This is a genomic window from Chryseoglobus sp. 28M-23 (genome assembly GCF_014789785.1).
Taxonomy (GTDB): domain Bacteria; phylum Actinomycetota; class Actinomycetes; order Actinomycetales; family Microbacteriaceae; genus Microcella; species Microcella indica.
Genome location: NZ_CP061846.1, coordinates 1743906 through 1761789 on the forward strand (window position 1 = coordinate 1743906; position 17884 = coordinate 1761789).

A 17884-nucleotide genomic window follows, 5' to 3' on the forward strand; every position below is an offset into this window, starting at 1 on the left:
CCGCCGCGCGCGACCCAACGTTTCTCGCGTGTCGATCGTCTGCGGCACACCCGGAGGCATGGGCTGACGCCTCGACGCGTGCGGCACTCTGTGGAGGGGGTCTGCTGATGCGGGACGTGCGGCCAGTACGGTGAGCGTATGAGCGACTCCGGTGTCGGCGGCGCGCGCCCCGACAGGTTCTGGGCCGGCACGATGCGGTTTCCCCGCACGCCCGCCGACCTGCGATCGACGACGACGTGCCCCGCGTGCTTCGCGCTGCTGCGCAGCACAACGTGCGGCACGTGCGGCCTCGACCTCACCCTCCCGGCGACGGCCGAGCTCGCTGCGCTCTCGACGCGCATCGCCGATGATCTGGATGCTCGCGCCGACCTCGTCGGGCGCATCCGGCGCGAGACGGCCGAGCGCGCATCAGCGCGGCCCATCGCGGCTCCCGCCACTGCGACAGCACCGGCACCGGCACCGGCACCGGCACCGGCACCGAGCATCCCCCCGCCCGCGGCCACGACGCCCGAGCCCACCGGGAAGCGCCGCTCGAGCATCCAGATCGCCCTCGTCGTCGTGGGCATCTCGCTGCTCGCGGTGTTCGCCGTCTTCGGCCTCGTCTACGCCTTCGTGACGTACGGCGAGTCCGTGCGCCTGCTCATCATCGGCGCCGGCACCCTCGCGACGCTCGCCGCCGCCGCCGTGCTCTCGCGGCGGGGACTCACCGCGACCGCGGAGGGCATCGCCGCTCTCGGCACGATCGTGCTCGTGCTCGACGCGTGGGCACTGCGACTCAACGACCCGGCGGGGCTCGGCTCCCTGCCGGAACGCGGCTACTGGGGTGTCGCCCTGCTCATCGTGGGGGTCGTCGCCGCCGGCTGGTCGCGCTGGGGGCGCTTGGCGAGCCCCGCCGTCGCGGCCGCGGCGCTGCTGCCCGTCGGCGCGGGTCTCGCGACCGCCGAGCTCGTGGCTCAGCTGAGCGCTCCGCTCTCCAGCAGCGCCGGGGGGTCGCTCGCCGTCTTCCTGGGCGCTCTCGCCGCCGTCGGCACCTCGGGGCTCTCGGGCGGTGTCGCCTCTCGCAACCGCCCCGCGACGCGTCGGGCGGCGCACATCGTCGCCCGCTCCGTCGGCGCGCTCGCCGCCACCGTCGCCCTCGTCGGCCTCCTCGACCTGCTCTCCACGGAACGCTTCGCGCCCCTGCTCGGCGGCCTCGCACTCGGCGGCCTCGCCGTCGCGCACCTGGCCTCGCTCGCACGCGAGGCCGGCGACCGCCGCAGCGCGCTCGACACCCTCACGGCCGTCGCTCTCGGCAGCGGCAGCGCCCTCGCGGCGCTCATCGGCGTGCTCGTGACGACGCTGCGCGTCGACCAGGATCGCGCGACCGTGAGCATGCCCCTGCTCGCCGCCGTCGTGATCGCCCTCGTCGGCGAGCAGCTGTGGCGCCGGTCGAGTGCTCCCGGCGTCTGGCGCACGGGATTCGCGAGCGGCACGATCGCGGCGACAGCCGCGGCCGTCGTCGCGGCGGCCCTCGCGGGCCTCGTGGCGGCGTCGGCGTTCGCGGAGGCGGCGACTGCGGGCATCCGCGTGCTGCCGGGCTCGGTCAGGGGAGCCGTTGCGACGCCCGAGCCCGCCGTGCTCGCCGCTCTCGGTGCGCTCGCCCTCAGTGCGGCGCTCCTCGCGGCGAGCTGGACGAGCGTGGGCCGCCTGCGGTCGCGCGCTCGAGCGCTCGGCCCCGCTCTCGCCGTCATCATCGTGCTCGCCGTGCCGCTCGCGGGCCCCTGGTGGCTCGTCATGCTGCTGCTCGCAGTGCTGTCGGTGGGCGGCGTCATCGCCCTGAGGGTGGGCCTGCCCGTGGCGCGGGGAGACGACCGCGGTGCCCTCGTCGCCGCGCTCGCCCCCCTCATCATCGGTTCCGCGTTCGGCGCCTTCGCCATCGGCTGGGCGGTGCAGCGCGGCTGGATGCTCGGGCTCACGATCGCGCTCCTGGCGATACTGCTCGCGCGCACCACGAGCCCGCACCGGTGGGCGCGCGGGCTCGGCCTCGGTATTGCGGCCGCCCTCGTCGTGGGCGTCGCCGACGCGGTCGAGTCGGAGCTGACGCGCGTCGGTCTCGACTGGGGCGTGCCGACCGTCGCCCTGCTGCTCGCGACGGTGCTGCTGCTGGCCATCGCACTCGGGCGCCTCGAACCGGTCGAGCGCCTCGCCGCGGGGGGAGTCGCCCTCGCGGGCGCTCTGCTCGCGCTCGTGGTCGAGCCCGATGCCGGTGTGCCGTACATCGCAGCCACCGCCGCGCTGCTCGGCGCGCTGACCGTGCTCGGCGCGCGCGGCCACCGCATCGAGCAGTGGGCGGCGCGCATCGTCCTCCCCCTCGTCGTCGTGCGGGGCGGCATCGCCCTCGCCGACGACCGCGGCCTGGCCGACCTCACGCTCCCGCTCGCCCTCTCGACCCTCGTCATCGTCGCGGCGATCGCCCTCGCGGTGAGCGGACGGCAGAGCGAGGATGCCCGGCTGCGGCTCGCGACCGACGTCGCCACCGGCGCCGTGGGTGCGACGGTGCTCGCGCTCGCGCTGCTCGATCTCACCGAGACGGCCCCCGCCTCGGCGGCTCTCGCCCTGCTCGTCGCGGCCGTCGTGACCGTGCTCACGGCGACGAGCGCCGACGGGCTCGTGGGCTCATCGAGCCCGCGGCGCCACCTCGGCTGGCTCGCGGTCGCCCTCGCGACCGCGGCGCTGTGGACGCTGCTGCTCGACTCCGAGATCACCCAGCTCGAGGCCTTCGTGCTGCCCGTCGCCGGCACCCTGCTGCTCATCGCCGCGCTCATTGCCCGCGCCGGTCGCGGCACCACGGCGGGCGTCGCGATCGTCGTGAGCGCCGCCCTCGGTCTTGCGCTCCTTCCGCTCGCCGCCGTGAGCGGCATCGACGCACCGTGGCGGCTCATCGTCGTCGGCGTCCTCGGCGCCGTGCTCGCGGTGCTGCCGCTCGCGATCGGCCCCCGACTCGACGCGACCTTCCGCGGGCTCCCCCGCGGCATGGTCGTCGTCGGGCTCGGCAGCGTCGCGCTTCTCACTGCCGCCCAGGTGGTGCGCCTGGGCGAGCTCGTGGGCTCGGCCGGCGGTGCCGCGCTGCCCGCGCTCGAGCAGGTGCGCATCGTCCTGCTGGTCACGGTGCTCGCAGCGCTCGCCCTTCTCGCCTGGTTCGCCGCGGCGACGCCCGCGCGGCACGCGGTGGCCGCGACCGCTGCCGGACTCGCGGCCGCCGTCGCCGGATTCGCGGGCGTGCTCGACGCCGTGCACCCCGTCGAGCTCGTGAGCGCACCGCTCGCTCTCGGGCTGCTCGGCATCGGCACACTGCAGCTCGGCCGGGAGGAGCGGGCGCGCAGCTGGCCGTGGCTCGGGCCGGGCATCCTCGTTCTGCTCGTGCCCTCCCTGCTCGCGATCGACGGCGCCGGAGAACCGCTGTGGCGCGCCATCGCCCTCGGCGTCGTCGCCGCGCTCGTGTTCGTGCTCGCCCTGCAGCGGCGGCTGCAGGCACCGTTCGTGCTCGGCGGCGCCGTGCTGCTCACGCACCTGCTCGTGCAGTCGTGGCCGCTGCTGGAGCAGGTCGGCCGCGCGGTCGAGTGGTGGATCTGGCTGGGGCTCGCGGGCATCGTCGTCGTGCTGCTCGCCGCGCGCTACGAACGCCGCGTGCAGAACGTGCGCACGGTGGCGCGGCGCATCGCCGACCTGCGCTGACCCGTGCGGCGCTGCGTCCCGCTCGCGCGAACCTGAACACCGACTGACCGCGGAATGGATGCACTCATGGAGCTGTTCTACGGTGAGAGAACGCACGACACCTACACAAGGAGGAGTTCCATGACCACCGTCGCCGACGCCCCCAAGGGCGCCAAGGACCCCGCCCTCACCTCCGGAGTCGCCCAGTACTTCACCCCCATCGTCATCGACCTCAGCGCGCTCTCCCTCGAGGGCAAGCAGGCCCACTGGCACGTGCGGGGCAGCAACTTCCAGCCCGTGCACGAGCTGCTCGACACGCTCGTCGAGCACACGCGCGAGTGGACCGACCTCGCCGCGGAGCGTGTCGCCGCCCTCGGCCTGCCGCTCGACGCGCGCGCCGCGACGATCGCGCAGAAGACCACCGTGCCCGGCGTCACCACCGGTTTTCAGAAGACCGACGTGCTCATCGCCGACATCATCGCGGGCATCGACGCGACGCTCGTGAGCCTGCGCGCCGCGATCGACGGCCTCGAGGAGATCGACCCGGTCAGCCAGGACATCGCAATCGAGATCACCAACGGTCTCGAGCAGGACCGCTGGTTCCTCTACTCGCACATCGCCGAGTAGCCGCCCGCGCTCCGGGCGAGCGCGGCGGCCGGGCTCGGCGGTTCAGAGCTCGACGAGCTCGACCGGTGTGCGCACCGTGTCGATGATGCTGAACGTCACGCGCCCGCCGAGCAGCGTGAGCGCGACCGGCATCGTGCGCAGCAGAGCTTCGTCCGCCTCGAGCGGGTCGAACTCGACGGCGATGAGGTCGGCGGGCTCGCCGACCTCGACGCGCGTGCGCGTCGAGCATCCGATCGCTTCCGCGACGCTGATGCACTGCTCGGGGTGGAAGGGCTCGCGATGGTCGCGCGTGCGCGTCGTCGCGGCCGCGATCGCGCGCCACGGGTCGAGGTGCGCCACGGGAGCATCCGACCCGAGCACGACGTGGGCTCCCGCGTCGATGAGGGAGCGCACCGCGAACGCTCGCTGCGTGCGACCGCGCCAGTAGTGCGCCGCGACATCCCGGTCGTCGAGAAGGTGCTCGGGCTGCACGCTCGCCGTGACCCCGAGCGCCGCGAACCGCGGCACGTCGGCCTCGTGCACGAGCTGCGCGTGCTCGATGCGCCCGCCGCCGCCGAGCGCGGCGAAGGCGTCGAGGGCCAGTCGATTGGCCGCATCGCCGATCGCGTGCACGGTCGCCGCGAGGCCCGCGTCGCGAGCCCTCACGAGCATCGGCTGCAGGTCGCACGGCGGCACGAGCAGCCGCCCGTACGGGTTCGGAGCCTCCTCGGGGTACGGATCGCAGCAGTAGGCCGTGCGCGTGTTGAGCGAGCCGTCGGTGATGACCTTGAGCGGGCCGACCGACACCGTGCCCCCCACGCTGTCGCCCGTGCGCAGCCCGGCCTCGATCGCCCGATCCAGGTCGTCCGGGTAGATGCCGAACTCGACGCGCAGAGTGTCGAACCCCTCGGCGACGCGCCGCTGCCAGTCCGCGTGGTTCCAGCGCATCTCCAGATCGACGATGCCGACGACGCCGCGCGCCGCCGCGTCGGCAGCGGCCTGCGCGACCCAGCGGTCGAGCTCCTCGTTCGTCGAGGCGTCGATCATCGCCGTCACCGCGAAGGCCTCCTCCTCACGGAGGATGCCGTCGGGAGACTCGAAGCCGTAGCGCTCGAGCGCGAGCGTGTTGAGCCACGCGCAGTGCACGTCGCCGCTGATGAGAACGACCGGCCGGTCGGGCACGACAGTGTCGAGCAGCTCTGCCGTGGGCTCGTCCGGCCAGAGCCCGTCGCGGAAGCCTCCGCCGATGATGACCGACTCGTCCTCGAACTCGCCGTGCACGATCGCCGAGCGCACGATCGCGACCGCCTCGGCCGCCGTCTCGGCGCCGGAGAGGTCGAGCCGCGTGAGGTGCTGCGCCCACTGCGTGAAGTGCACGTGCTCGTCCCACAGCCCCGGCAGCAGCCAGCGCCCCTCGACGTCGACCGCCTCGCCCTCGGCGAAGCCTCGAGGGTCGACCGTGCCCGCGGGTGCGATGCTCGCGATGAGGCCGTCGACGATCGTCACGTCGATCGGGTCGTGACCGCCCAGCGGTCGCGCGTTAAGAATCGCGCGGATCATGCACTGTCCTCTCTGGCCGGCCTCGGAAGATCGTCACGTGGCGTTCCGCGACGACACTACCCGCACGCGTGGGGTCGCCCGCGCCATCGCTGAGTGCCCGCTCCAGAGTCACTGCTGGCACGACGGGCAGTAGTAGAGCTTGCGGGCCGCGGCGAGCTCGAGCACGACGTGCGTGCCGCAGATGCGGCACGGCAGGCCCTCCCGCTTGTAGACCCAGTGCCGGTCGGCACGGTTGCGCCGAGCGCGACGTTGGCCTTCCTCGTCGAGACCGTCCATCGTGAGCATCTGCCCCGTCTCGACACCGACGCCGAGCAGGTACCGCCAGTCGCGCCACAGGTCGCGGATGACCTCCTCCGGCAGGCTCGCCCCCGGCGTGTGCGGGTCGAGCCTGGCCCGGAACAGAAGCTCGGCGCGGTACACGTTGCCGATGCCGCTCACGACCGACTGATCCATGAGCAGCAGGCCGATCGGCACGCGCCGACGGCGCACGCGCGCGAGCATGCGCTCCTCCCCCTCGTCGGGGTCGTCCACGAGAGGGTCCGGCCCCAAGCGATCGACGACCTCCTGCACGGCGGCGGCATCGAGCACCTCGCACGCTGTTGGGCCGCGCAGGTCGGCCACAGCACGATCGGTGAGCAGGCGCACGCGCACCTGGCCCACGGGCTCGGCCGGGAAGGACTCGTGGGCCTCTGTCGTGCTCGACTCCTCGCCCATGCGCAGGCGCGCGCGGCGCGGCGCCCCGATGGAGGCGAGGGAATCCTCGTGCTCGCCGACGACCGTGCCCGGAGCATCCTCGTCGTCATCGACGACGCCGTGCTGACCGGTTTGGCCCATGCGCCCGCGCGCCGCCCGCATCACCGGGTCCTGTTCGAGGGCGCCAGCGAAGTCCCATGCGCCGTAGATGCCGAGGTGCACGCGCAGGTAGAACGCCTCGTCGAACTCGAGGAACAGCTGCTTGCCGACCGCGCGCGAGGCCGTCATCGTGCGGCCGTCGAGGAGCGCCGCGCCCTCGACGAAGCGGCCCTGCGGCGAGCTCGCGCTCACGCGCTCGCCCACGAAGTGCCGCGCGAACTGCAGCGCGATGCGATGAACGGAGTGACCCTCGGGCACGGCGGCGTCAGTGGATCTCGTGGCCCGCGATGGCGCCCGTCGACTCGTACTCGGCGAGCTGCGCGATGCGGCGCGCGTGACGCTCCTCACCGGGGAACGGCGTCGCGACGAAGACGTCGATGAGACGCAGCACCTCGTCGACCGCGTGCTGACGCGCACCCACCGCGATGACGTTCGCATCGTTGTGCTCGCGCGCGAGGCTCGCCGTCGCCTCGCTCCACACGAGCGCGGCCCGGATTCCCTGCACCTTGTTCGCCGCGATCTGCTCACCATTGCCCGACCCGCCGAAGACGACGCCGAGCGCCTCCACCCCGGCCGCCTGATCGCGAGCGACGGCGCGAGCGGCGTTGATGCAGAAGCTCGGGTAGTCGTCGAGGGCGTCGTACTCGACCGGGCCGTGGTCGACGACCTCATGGCCCTGCGCCGCCAGGTGGGCGCGCACCGTGGCGCTGAGCTCGAGGCCGGCGTGATCGGTGGCGACGTGGATGCGCATGGCCTCGATTCTAGGCCGGGACGAAAGGCCCTGGACTCGTGGCGCCAGCGGTGGCACCGTGGGGCACATCGAGACGAAAGGAGTCACCTCATGACTCGCACCTACGTCATCACCGGCGCTGCCAGCGGCATCGGCGCCGCTCTCGCCGAGCTTCTGCGCGGCCAGGGCCACACCATCATCGGGGTCGACCTGCACGACGCCGACGTCACCGCCGACCTCACCACGCACGAGGGCCGCGACGCCCTCGTGGCCGAGGTCACGCGGCTCAGCGGCGGCACGATCGACGCCGTCGTCGCCAATGCGGGGCTCGCGACGGAATCCGTCGCGACCGTCGCCGTGAACTACTTCGGCGCGATCGCGACACTCGAGGGGCTGCGCCCGCTGCTGACGGGCTCGGATGCTCCGCGAGCGGTGGCCACGGCATCCATGGCCTCGCTCTTCCCCGTCGACGATGAGCTCGTCGACGCGTGCCTCGCGCACGACGAGAAGGCCGCGCTGCACCGCACGCAAGAGCTCATCGATGCCGAGCAGGGTGGGCTCATCTACGGCTCGACCAAGCGCGCGCTCGTGCGCTGGATTCGCCAGAACGCGGCGACCGGCGACTGGGCGGGGGCGGGCATTCCGCTCAACGCCGTCGCGCCGGGCGTCATCCGCACGCCCATGACGGCCGACCTCACGGCGACCGAGGAGGCGACGAAGGGCCTGCTCGAGATGGTGCCCATGCCGCTCAACGGCATCGCCGATCCGGCGGCCGTCGCGAACCTGCTCGCCTACCTCGTGAGTGTCGAGAACACCCACCTCTGCGGCCAGGTCATCTTCGTCGACGGTGGCAGCGACGTCGTCATCCGGGGGGATTCGACGTTCTAGGGGAGAGCACGGGGCGCTACGCGATGTAGATCTTGCGCAGCGTCTCGTGCACCTCCCACTCGGTCTCCTCGCCATCCTCGAGCCGGCCGACCGTGCCAGCGACGAGCTCAGACTCGCTGCCGTCCTCACGGCGCAGGGTCGCGTGGCCGCTCAGCACGACGAAGACCTCGTCGACCTCGACATCGGTGACGATGCCCGGAGTGATCTCCCACACCCCGATCTCGATGTCGTCGAGCTCGGCGAGCGCCGCGATGCCTGTCGTCGGGCTGCCCGAGACGACCTGATCGTCGTCGACCGGCTCGTGCTCGAGCTCGATCGACAGCGCCTGCAGCACGGTCGCGGCGTCGAGCGGTAGTCGGGTCACGAGTCGAACCCTAGCCCTACTGCGTCGAGCGTGCGAAGGAAAAGATTGCGGCGGCCCTCACGGTGGTCGGCGCGGTCGAGCGCCCAGCGCACCGACTGCACCGCCGGGTAGGTCGCGGGCTCGGGCGGGAACGGCAGCGGCAGCTCGTTCACCATGCGCAGCGAGGTGCGCTCGGTCTGCTCGCCGGCGAGCTGGTCGAGCATGACGTTCGCCGCGAACCGGGTCGCCGCCACCCCGAGCCCCGTGAAACCCGCCGAGTAGGCGACGCGCCCCTGGTGGGCGGTCGCGTGGAAGGCGCAGAACCGGCTGCAGGTGTCGATGACGCCCGCCCAGCGGTGGCTGAACCGCACGCCCTCGAGCTGCGGGAACGTCGTGAAGAAGTGGCTCGCGAGGGTCTCGAAGCTCTCGCGGCGATCGTCGTACTCCGGCTTGATGCGCCCGCCGAAGTGGTAGATGGCGTCGTAGCCGCCCCACAGGATGCGGTTGTCAGCGCTCAGCCGGTAGTAGTGGAACTGGTTGGCGCTGTCGGCGATGCCCTGCCGCCCCTCCCAGCCGATCGAGGCGAGCTGCGCGTCGGTGAGCGGCTCCGTCATGAGCACGTAGTCGTACACCGGCACGGTGTGCAGGCGGTAACGCTTGAGCAGGGAGGGGAAGGCGTTGGTCGCGAGGGCGACACGATCGGCGCGCAGTGCACCTCCGGCGAGGATGCTCAGCTCGACCCCGTCCGCCTCCGCACGCAGGCCACCGACGGCCGAGTGCTCGAACACCTCGACGCCGGCATCGAGGCACGCTCGCAGCAGGGAGTCGGCGAGCTTGCCGGGGTGCACGAGCGCGGTGTCACGCGTCGACCACAGCCCGCCCTCGTACGTGGGCGAGTGCACCTGCTCGCGCATCGCGGCCGCGTCGTAGAACCGCTCGGTCTCGCCGTCGTGGGCGGCGGCGAGCTCGGCCACCTGGTATGGCTCGGTCGCGACGGCGAAGGAGCCGACTCGCTCGAAGTCGCAGGCCCACGCGCGATCGTGCACGGTGCGCTCGATCGCATCGAGGTTCTCCATGCCGAGGCGATCGAGCGTGTCGAGCTCGGTGGGGAATCGCGCTTCGCCGTTCTTCTCGCCGTGGGTGAGGCTCGCTTCGACGAAACCGCCGTTGCGGCCGCTCGCGGCCCACCCGACGCGCTTGCCCTCGACGAGCACGACGCGCGCGCTCGGGTCGCGCTCCTTCGCGAGCAGCGCCGTCCAGAGCCCCGTGTAGCCGCCGCCCACGACAGCGAGGTCGGCGTGCAGCCGCCCGGTGAGGGCGGGCAGCGCCGGTCGCTCGGGCAGGTCGTCGAGCCAGAAGGGGGAGAGTCGCGAGCCCTCGAGGGCATCGGCGATGAGGCGGGCATCGGGGCGGGCGCGCTCGAACACGGTCGTGGCCATGACTCCATCGTCGCACGCGTTATCCACCTGGACAACACTGTGCTGCGCGGGATGCTCACCGGAGCCGACCTAGACTGGCACCCGTGCCGCCCCTGACGAGCTGGCCGCGCGCGCTCGACGAGGTGCGCCGCCCCGAGACGACCGAGCAGGAGTGGGCCGGCTTCACCGCCCGCGTCGAGCGTGAGCTGCCCCGCCTGACGCGCCTCTTCACGCGCGTCTACGGCGACTCCGACCGCACGAGCCAGCACCTGACGGCCTTGCTCGTGCAGCTCGCCGAGTCATGGCAAGAGCGCCCTGACGACCTGCGCGCCCTCGACGCCGCCCGCGAGGACGACCCCGACTGGTTCCTCAGCAATCGCATGCTCGGGGGCGTCTGCTACGTGGACCGGTACGCGACAGACCTCGAGGGCGTGCGCGCGCGCATCCCGTACTTCCAGGAACTGGGCCTCACCTACCTGCACCTCATGCCGCTCTTCCTCGCACCCGAGGAGAACAGCGACGGAGGCTACGCGGTGTCGAGCTACCGCGAGGTGAGCCCCGCGCTCGGCGACATGGCCCAGCTCACGTCGCTCGCCGCCGACCTGCGCGCGAGCGGCATCGCCCTCGTCGTCGACTTCATCTTCAACCACACCTCGAACGAGCACGAGTGGGCGCAGCGCGCTCTCGCCGGCGAGAAGGAGTTCGAGGACTACTACTGGGTCTTCCCCGACCGCACGATGCCCGACAGGTATGAGCAGACGGTGCGCGAGATCTTCCCCGACGACCACCCCGGCTCCTTCGTGCCGATCGGCGACGACAGCGGCCGCTGGGTGTGGGCGACCTTCCACTCGTTCCAGTGGGATCTCAACTACTCCAACCCCGCGGTGTTCCGCGCCATGGCCGGTGAGATGCTCTTCCTCGCGAACCAGGGCGTCGAGATTCTGCGCATGGACGCGGTCGCGTTCATCTGGAAGCAGCTCGGCACGAGCTGCGAGTCCTTGCCCGAGGCTCACCTGCTGCTGCAGGCCTTCAACGCTGTGTGCCGCATCGCCGCGCCCTCACTGCTGTTCAAGTCGGAGGCCATCGTGCACCCCGACCAGGTCGCCGAGTACATCTCGCTCGAGGAGTGCCAGCTCAGCTACAACCCCCTGCAGATGGCGCTCATCTGGAACTCGCTCGCCACGCGCGACGCCCGCCTGCTGCAGCAGGCGCTTGACCGCCGCCACGCTCTGCCGCCGGGCACTGCGTGGGTCAACTACGTGCGCAGTCACGACGACATCGGGTGGACCTTCGCCGACGAGGATGCCGCCGAGCTCGGCATCAACGGGTTCGAGCACCGGCGCTTCCTCAACAGCTTCTACGTGGGGCGGTTCCCGGGCAGCTTCGCTCGCGGCATCCCCTTCCAAGACAATCCGGCCACCGGCGACTGCCGCATCTCGGGCACGACGGCATCCCTCGCGGGCCTCGAGATCGGCGACGCGGGCGGGCTCGACCGCATTCTGCTCGCCCACTCGATCGTGCTCTCGACCGGCGGCGTGCCCCTGCTGTACCTCGGCGACGAGGTCGGTCAGCTCAACGACCCCGACTGGGCCGAGGAACCGGGCCACGCCGACGACAGCCGCTGGGCGCACCGCCCCCACTACCCCGCCGATCGCTACCGTGACCGTCTCGATACGACCACCGAAGCCGGGATGCTCTACTCGCGCCTGCGCGCCCTCATCGAGCTGCGCGGCCGCACCTCGGAGTTCGCCGGCGGCACGCTCATCGGCTTCGACGCGAAGGTACCGAGCGTCGTCGGGTACCAGCGGCCGGGGTCGCACGAGGGCGTCGACACCCTCGTGGTGTGCTTCGCGAACGTCGGCGACGACCCCGCCCGCATCGACCCGCTCACGCTCTCGGGAATGCCGTCGAGCGCCCTCGACCTCGTCACGGGCGAGCATCACGACCTGAGCCGCGGCCTCACGATCGCCGCGCACGGCTTCGTCTGGCTGCGCACCGTGCTCGAGCCGGCCGAGACGGCACCCCTCAGCGGCCCCGACGGTACTCGCCGCTAGGCTGAATCGTCGCGGCCACGAACCGCGCATCGCCCTGCAGCCGAAGGAGGCCACACCCGTGCCCGGAGACAACCTGACCCGCGCCGAAGCGCACGAGCGCAAGAGCATTCTCGAGACCGAGAGCTACCAGGTCGCCCTCGACCTGACGACCGGGGACGAGGTGTTCCGCTCGACGTCGACGGTCACCTTCACCGCGACGGCCGGCACGAGCACCTTCATCGATGCGATCACCCGCACCGTGCACAGCGTCGAGCTCAATGGCGAGCAGCTCGACCCGAACGCGGTGGCCGACGGCACGCGCATCCAGCTGCCGAACCTCGACGAGCACAACGTGCTCACCGTCGTCGCCGACCACGAGTACACCAACACGGGTGAGGGTCTGCACCGCTTCGTCGACCCTGTCGACGGCGAGGTGTACCTGTACTCGCAGTTCGAGGTGCCCGACAGCCGACGAGTCTTCGCGGTCTTCGAGCAGCCCGACCTCAAGGCCACCTTCCACTTCACCGTCACGGCGCCGCAGAACTGGGTCGTCGTCTCGAACTACCCCGTCGCGACCCGCACCGAGCAGGGTGACGCCGCCACGACCGTCTTCGAGCCCACGAAGCCCGTCTCGAGCTACATCACCGCCGTCATCGCGGGCCCCTACCAGAGCGTGCACAGCGAGCTCACGAGCAGCGACGGTCGCACGATCCCGCTCGGCATCTACGCGCGGGCCTCGCTCTTCGAGTACCTCGACGCCGACTACATCTTCGACATCACGCGCAAGGGCTTCGTCTACTACGAGGAGCAGTTCGGCGTCGCCTACCCCTTCGACAAGTACGACCAGCTCTTCGTGCCCGAGTTCAACGCGGGCGCCATGGAGAACGCGGGCGCGGTGACGTTCACGGAGACCTACGTCTTCCGCAGCAAGGTCACCGACGCCATCAAGGAGCGCCGCGTCGTCACGATCCTGCACGAGCTCGCCCACATGTGGTTCGGCGACCTCGTGACCATGAAGTGGTGGAACGACCTGTGGCTCAACGAGTCGTTCGCCGAGTGGGCCTCCACGATCGCGACCGCCGAGGCGACCGAGTGGACGGAGGCGTGGACGACCTTCCAGGCCATGGAGAAGAGCTGGGCGTACAAGCAGGACCAGCTGCCGAGCACCCACCCCGTCGTCGCGACGATCAACGACCTCGAGGACGTGCAGGTCAACTTCGACGGCATCACCTACGCCAAGGGCGGCAGCGTCCTCAAGCAGCTCGTCGCGTGGGTCGGCCGCGAGGCCTTCTTCGCCGGTGTCTCCGCATACTTCCAGAAGCACGCCTGGGGCAACACCGAGCTGAAGGACCTCCTCGCCGAGCTCGAGACGACGAGCGGGCGCGAGCTCGGCACGTGGTCGGAGCAGTGGCTCGAGACCGCGGGCGTCAACACCCTGCGCCCCGAGCTCGAGGTCGACGAGTCGGGCGTCATCACGAGCTTCGCCGTGCTGCAGAGCGCGCACCCCGACTACCCGACGATCCGCCCGCACCGTATGGCGATCGGCTTCTATGAGCTGCAGGATGGTGCGCTCACGCGCACCCACCGCCACGAGCTCGACGTGGATGGCGAGCGCACCGAGGTGCCCGAGCTCGTCGGCCGCGCGCGCCCCGCGCTCGTCCTCCTCAACGACGACGACCTGGCCTACGCGAAGATCCGCCTCGATGAGGCCTCCCTCGCCGTCGCGATCGAGCACCTCGCGGCCATCGAGAGCCCGCTCGCCCGCGCTCTCGTGTGGGGTGCCGCCTGGGATGCCACGCGCGACGCCGAGACGCCTGCGCGCGACTACGTGCGCCTCGTGCTCAACAACATCGCGACCGAGACCGAGTCGACGACCATTCGCACGACCCTCATGCAGCTCGCCGCCGTCGCCCGCACCTACGTCGACCCGACGACGCGCGCGGCGACGATCGAGGAGGTCGCCGACGCGCTGTGGCAGCTCGCCCAGGGTGCCGAGGCCGGCAGCGACGCCCAGTTCCAGTTCGTGCAGTACTTCGCGAACCTCGCGGCGACGCCCGCGCACGGCGAGGTGCTCGCCGGTCTGCGTAACGGCTCGATCACCCTGCCGGGGCTCGAGATCGACACCGACCTCGACTGGCTGCTGCTCGAGGGCCTCGCGCTCGTCGGCGCCGCGACGGCCGACGACATCGACGCCGCCCTGGCGAAGGACAACACCTCGAACGGCCAGCAGGCCGCCGCCCGGGCGCGCGCCGCCCTGCCCGATGCCGCGAGCAAGCGCGCGACCTTCGACCACCTCGTGGGCGACGACACCGTGCCCAACGCGATCGTGCGCATGACGTGCCTCGGCTGGCAGCACGCCAACGACCCGAGCGCGTTCGACGAGCTCGTCGATCCGTACTTCGCCTCGCTCACGTCGATCTGGAACGACCGCAGCTACAAGATCGCCGAGTACCTCGTGCTCGGTCTCTACCCTGCTGCGCTCGCGAACCAGACCCTCGTCGACGCGACCCGCGCGTGGCTCGACGCGAACCCGGGCATCCCGGCCCTGCGTCGACTCGTGACCGAGAACCTCGCGGGAGTCGAACGGGCGATCGCGGCGCAGGAGCGCGACGCGCGCGGCTGAGTTTCCTGAGGGGCCTGAGTAGGCTGAGCGGCACATGAACGACATCGACTGGGCCGCGATCTGGCAGAACCTCGTCACCTTCGCCGTCACCTACGAGGCACCCCTGCGCATCGTCGGCGTGATCGTGGGGGCTGTCCTGCTGCGCTGGATTCTCCTCCTCTCGATCGGGCGCGTCGTCGACCGTGTCGTGTACGGCGTCAAGAAGGCCCAGAACGTCGAGCACACCACGGAGCTCTCGGCCTCGCCGCTGCACGCAGTGCGCGTCGTGCAGCGCACCCGCACGATGGGCAGCGTCACGCGCAACCTCGTGACCTGGGCGATCGTCTCCGTCGCGATCGTGCTCGTGCTCAGCGAGCTCAACTTCTCGGTGACCGCCCTCATCGCCTCCGCGGGCGTGCTCGGCGCGGCGCTCGGCTTCGGTGCCCAGAGCGTCGTGAAGGACATGCTCAACGGGCTCTTCATGGTCTTCGAGGATCAGCTCGGCGTGGGAGACATCGTCGACCTCGGGGAGGCGACGGGCGTCGTCGAGAACGTGGGCGTGCGGGTCACCCAGGTGCGCGATGTCAACGGCACCCTGTGGTTCGTGCGCAACGGCGAGATCCTGCGCGTGGGCAACCTCTCGCAGGGCTGGGCCCGCGTCATCATCGACCTGCCCATCCCCTACTCGAGCGACGTGCACGCCGTCGAGGAGACGATGCTCGCCACCGCCAACGGACTCGCGCAGGACCCCGCGTGGAAGCGCAAGGTGCTCGAAGCCCCCGAGATCTGGGGCATCGAGTCGATCTCGGCGGAGGCGCTCGTCGTGCGCCTGGTCGTGAAGGTGCGCACCGCCGATCAGTGGGAGATCGCGCGCGAGCTGCGACTGCGCCTCAAGCTCGCCCTCGACGACATGGGCGTGAGCCTGCCCGCCCTCAACCGCGTCGTCATGGACGGCCTCGACCGCCCCACGGCGCGCAAGGGCTCGCCGCGCACGAAGCCCATCCCGCTGCCCGACGACGAGGCCCGCTCATGAGCCCCTCGTCGATTCCCGTCGGACCCCCTGACCCGTTCTTCGAGCAGGTGGGCGGCCACGCCACCTTCGAGAAGCTCGTGCGGCGCTTCTACGAGGGAATCCGCGACGACGAGGTGCTGCGACCCATGTACCCCGACGACGACATGGAGGGCGCCGTGTGGCGCCTCACCGCGTTCCTCGAGCAGTACTGGGGCGGGCCGACCACGTACAGCGAGCAGCGCGGCCACCCCCGGTTGCGGATGCGCCACGCGTCGTTCCACGTCAACCCGGAGGCGCGCGACCGGTGGCTCGCCCACATGCGGGTCGCCGTCGACGAGCTCGAGCTCTCCCCGATGCACGAGGCCGCCCTGTGGGAGTATCTGGAGCGCGCCGCGCACGCCATGGTCAACACCTTCGAGGAGAATCCGGAGTAGTACCGCTACGGCCGGCGCTGCCGCGCACCACCGACGAAGGAGTCACTGTGACAGAGCGAGCAGACGCGATCGTCATCGGCGCGGGCCTCGCCGGGCTCGTCGCCGCCGCCGAGCTCGTGGAGGCCGGCAAGCGCGTCACGATCGTCGACCAGGAGCCCGAGGCGACGTTCGGCGGGCAGGCGTGGTGGTCGTTCGGCGGGGTGTTCCTCGTCGACAGCCCCGAGCAGCGACGGATGGGCATCCGGGACTCGATCGAGCTCGCCCAGCAGGACTGGGCCGCCACGGCCGGATTCGACCGACCAGAGGACGACCACGCACGGCAGTGGGCCGAGTCGTACCTCGACTTCGCCGCGGGCGAGAAAAGGTCGTGGCTGCGCGCGAAGGGCGTGCGGTTCTTCCCCGTCGTCGGCTGGGCCGAGCGCGGCGGCGACACCGCCACGGGGGCCGGCAACTCGGTGCCGCGCTTCCACATCGTGTGGGGCACCGGCCCTGGCATCCTTGAGCCGTTCATCGCGACCGTGCGCCGCGGTGTCGAGGAGGGCCTCGTGACCCTGCTCTTCCGGCACCGCGTCGACGCCCTCACCGTCACCGACGGTCGCGTGACCGGCACGAGCGGCAGCGTGCTCGCCCCCGACGACGCCGAGCGCGGCGCCGCATCCAACCGCGACGTCGTCGGCGACTTCGCCCTCACCGCCGACGCGGTCGTCATCGCCACGGGCGGCATCGGCGGCAACCACGACCTCGTGCGCGCGGCGTGGCCCGAGCGGCTCGGTACGGCCCCGACGAGGATGATCAGCGGCGTGCCCGCCCACGTCGACGGGCGCGGGCTCGGCATCGCCGAGACGGCCGGCGCGCGCCTGATCAACGGCGACCGCATGTGGCACTACGTGGAGGGCATCCAGAACCACAGCCCCGTGTGGAAGCGCCACGGCATTCGCATCCTGCCCGGCCCGTCGAGCCTGTGGCTCGACGCGACCGGGCGCCGCCTGCCCGCGCCGCTCTTTCCCGGCTTCGACACCCTCGGCACCCTCGAGCACCTGCGGCACACCGGGTACGACCACAGCTGGTTCGTCACGACGCAGACGATCATCGAGAAGGAGTTCGCCCTCAGCGGCAGCGAGCAGAACCCCGACCTCACCGGCCGCAGCGTGCGCGAGCTGCTGCGCCAGCGCCTCGGGAAGGGCGCGACCGAGCCTGTCGAGGCCTTCAAGAGGCTTGGCGCCGACTTCATCGTCGCCGACACCCTCCCCGACCTCGTGGAGCGCATGCGCGCCCTCGAACCGGATGCCCCGCTCGACGCGGTGCGCGTCTGCCAGGAGATCGAGGCTCGCGACCGGATGCTCGACAACGGCTTCGGCAAGGACGCCCAAGTCACGGCGATCCGCGGGGCGCGTGCCTACCGGGGCGACAAGCTCATCCGCGTCGCCGCGCTGCACCGCCTCACCGACCCCCAGCACGGCCCGCTCATCGCCGTGCGTCTGCACGTGCTCACGCGCAAGAGCCTCGGCGGGGTGCAGACCGACCTCGACTCGCGCGCGCTGACGCCCTCCGGCGACGTGCTGCCCGGTCTGTACGCCGTGGGTGAGGCCGCCGGATTCGGCGGCGGCGGCGTGCACGGCTACCGCTCGCTCGAGGGAACCTTCCTCGGCGGGTGCCTGCACTCGGGCCTGCGCGCGGGCCGCGCGATCGCGCGCCTCTAGCCCCGCGTCGAGA

General features: G+C 71.6%; 13 protein-coding genes. 8 read left to right on the top strand and 5 right to left on the bottom strand.

Features of this window, described 5'->3' with window-relative positions; translation table 11 throughout:
- Window positions 1-138 precede the first annotated feature (138 nt).
- On the top strand, window positions 139-3714 hold the full coding sequence (locus IE160_RS08545; RefSeq protein WP_191150805.1) for an SCO7613 C-terminal domain-containing membrane protein: 3576 nt from the start codon (window positions 139-141) through the stop codon (window positions 3712-3714).
- A 120-nt stretch (window positions 3715-3834) separates the two neighbouring features.
- The gene (locus tag IE160_RS08550) at window positions 3835-4320 is read left to right on the top strand and encodes a Dps family protein (protein WP_179872212.1); all 486 of its coding nucleotides are present in this window, start codon (window positions 3835-3837) and stop codon (window positions 4318-4320) included.
- A gap of 42 nt (window positions 4321-4362) precedes the next feature.
- On the opposite strand, the gene IE160_RS08555 is transcribed toward IE160_RS08550, so the two are convergent.
- The 3 genes from IE160_RS08555 to IE160_RS08565 form a co-directional block, all read right to left on the bottom strand.
- The gene (locus IE160_RS08555) at window positions 4363-5859 is read right to left on the bottom strand and encodes an amidohydrolase (protein ID WP_191150806.1); all 1497 of its coding nucleotides are present in this window, start codon (window positions 5857-5859) and stop codon (window positions 4363-4365) included.
- A gap of 108 nt (window positions 5860-5967) precedes the next feature.
- A complete protein-coding gene (locus tag IE160_RS08560) occupies window positions 5968-6969 on the bottom strand; it encodes an Fpg/Nei family DNA glycosylase (protein WP_191150807.1) in 1002 nt (333 codons plus the stop codon).
- A 7-nt stretch (window positions 6970-6976) separates the two neighbouring features.
- Window positions 6977-7462 (bottom strand): ribose-5-phosphate isomerase, encoded by a 486-nt coding sequence (locus IE160_RS08565; RefSeq protein ID WP_191150808.1) that lies wholly within the window; start codon window positions 7460-7462, stop codon window positions 6977-6979.
- 90 nt (window positions 7463-7552) lie between these two features.
- Between IE160_RS08565 and IE160_RS08570 the strand changes: the two genes are divergently transcribed.
- Window positions 7553-8329, top strand: coding sequence for an SDR family oxidoreductase (locus IE160_RS08570; RefSeq protein ID WP_191150809.1), 777 nt, complete (start codon window positions 7553-7555; stop codon window positions 8327-8329).
- A 16-nt stretch (window positions 8330-8345) separates the two neighbouring features.
- Here the strand turns inward: IE160_RS08570 and IE160_RS08575 are convergent, their stop codons facing one another.
- Complete coding sequence (locus tag IE160_RS08575; RefSeq protein WP_191150810.1) at window positions 8346-8693, bottom strand: cupin domain-containing protein; 348 nt, start codon at window positions 8691-8693, stop codon at window positions 8346-8348.
- Window positions 8690-10111, bottom strand: coding sequence for an NAD(P)/FAD-dependent oxidoreductase (locus tag IE160_RS08580; protein WP_191150811.1), 1422 nt, complete (start codon window positions 10109-10111; stop codon window positions 8690-8692). The genes IE160_RS08575 and IE160_RS08580 overlap by 4 nt, the downstream gene beginning before the upstream one ends.
- Window positions 10112-10233: 122 nt before the next feature.
- Here IE160_RS08580 and IE160_RS08585 point away from each other — a divergent pair, with 122 nt between their 5' ends.
- The 5 genes from IE160_RS08585 to IE160_RS08605 are packed head-to-tail and all read left to right on the top strand — an operon-like array spanning window position 10234 to window position 17871.
- The gene (locus IE160_RS08585) at window positions 10234-12144 is read left to right on the top strand and encodes an alpha-amylase family protein (protein ID WP_224744614.1); all 1911 of its coding nucleotides are present in this window, start codon (window positions 10234-10236) and stop codon (window positions 12142-12144) included.
- 58 nt (window positions 12145-12202) lie between these two features.
- The gene (gene pepN / locus IE160_RS08590; RefSeq protein ID WP_191150812.1) at window positions 12203-14746 is read left to right on the top strand and encodes an aminopeptidase N; all 2544 of its coding nucleotides are present in this window, start codon (window positions 12203-12205) and stop codon (window positions 14744-14746) included.
- Window positions 14747-14780: 34 nt separating this feature from the next.
- Complete coding sequence (locus IE160_RS08595) at window positions 14781-15758, top strand: mechanosensitive ion channel family protein (RefSeq protein WP_191150813.1); 978 nt, start codon at window positions 14781-14783, stop codon at window positions 15756-15758.
- Window positions 15755-16171, top strand: a complete 417-nt coding sequence (locus tag IE160_RS08600; RefSeq protein WP_191150814.1) for a globin — start codon at window positions 15755-15757, stop codon at window positions 16169-16171. The genes IE160_RS08595 and IE160_RS08600 overlap by 4 nt, the downstream gene beginning before the upstream one ends.
- A gap of 47 nt (window positions 16172-16218) precedes the next feature.
- Window positions 16219-17871 carry an FAD-binding dehydrogenase gene (locus tag IE160_RS08605; protein ID WP_191150815.1) on the top strand — a complete coding sequence of 551 codons (1653 nt, stop codon included), beginning with the start codon at window positions 16219-16221 and terminating at the stop codon, window positions 17869-17871.
- Window positions 17872-17884: the final 13 nt, after the last annotated feature.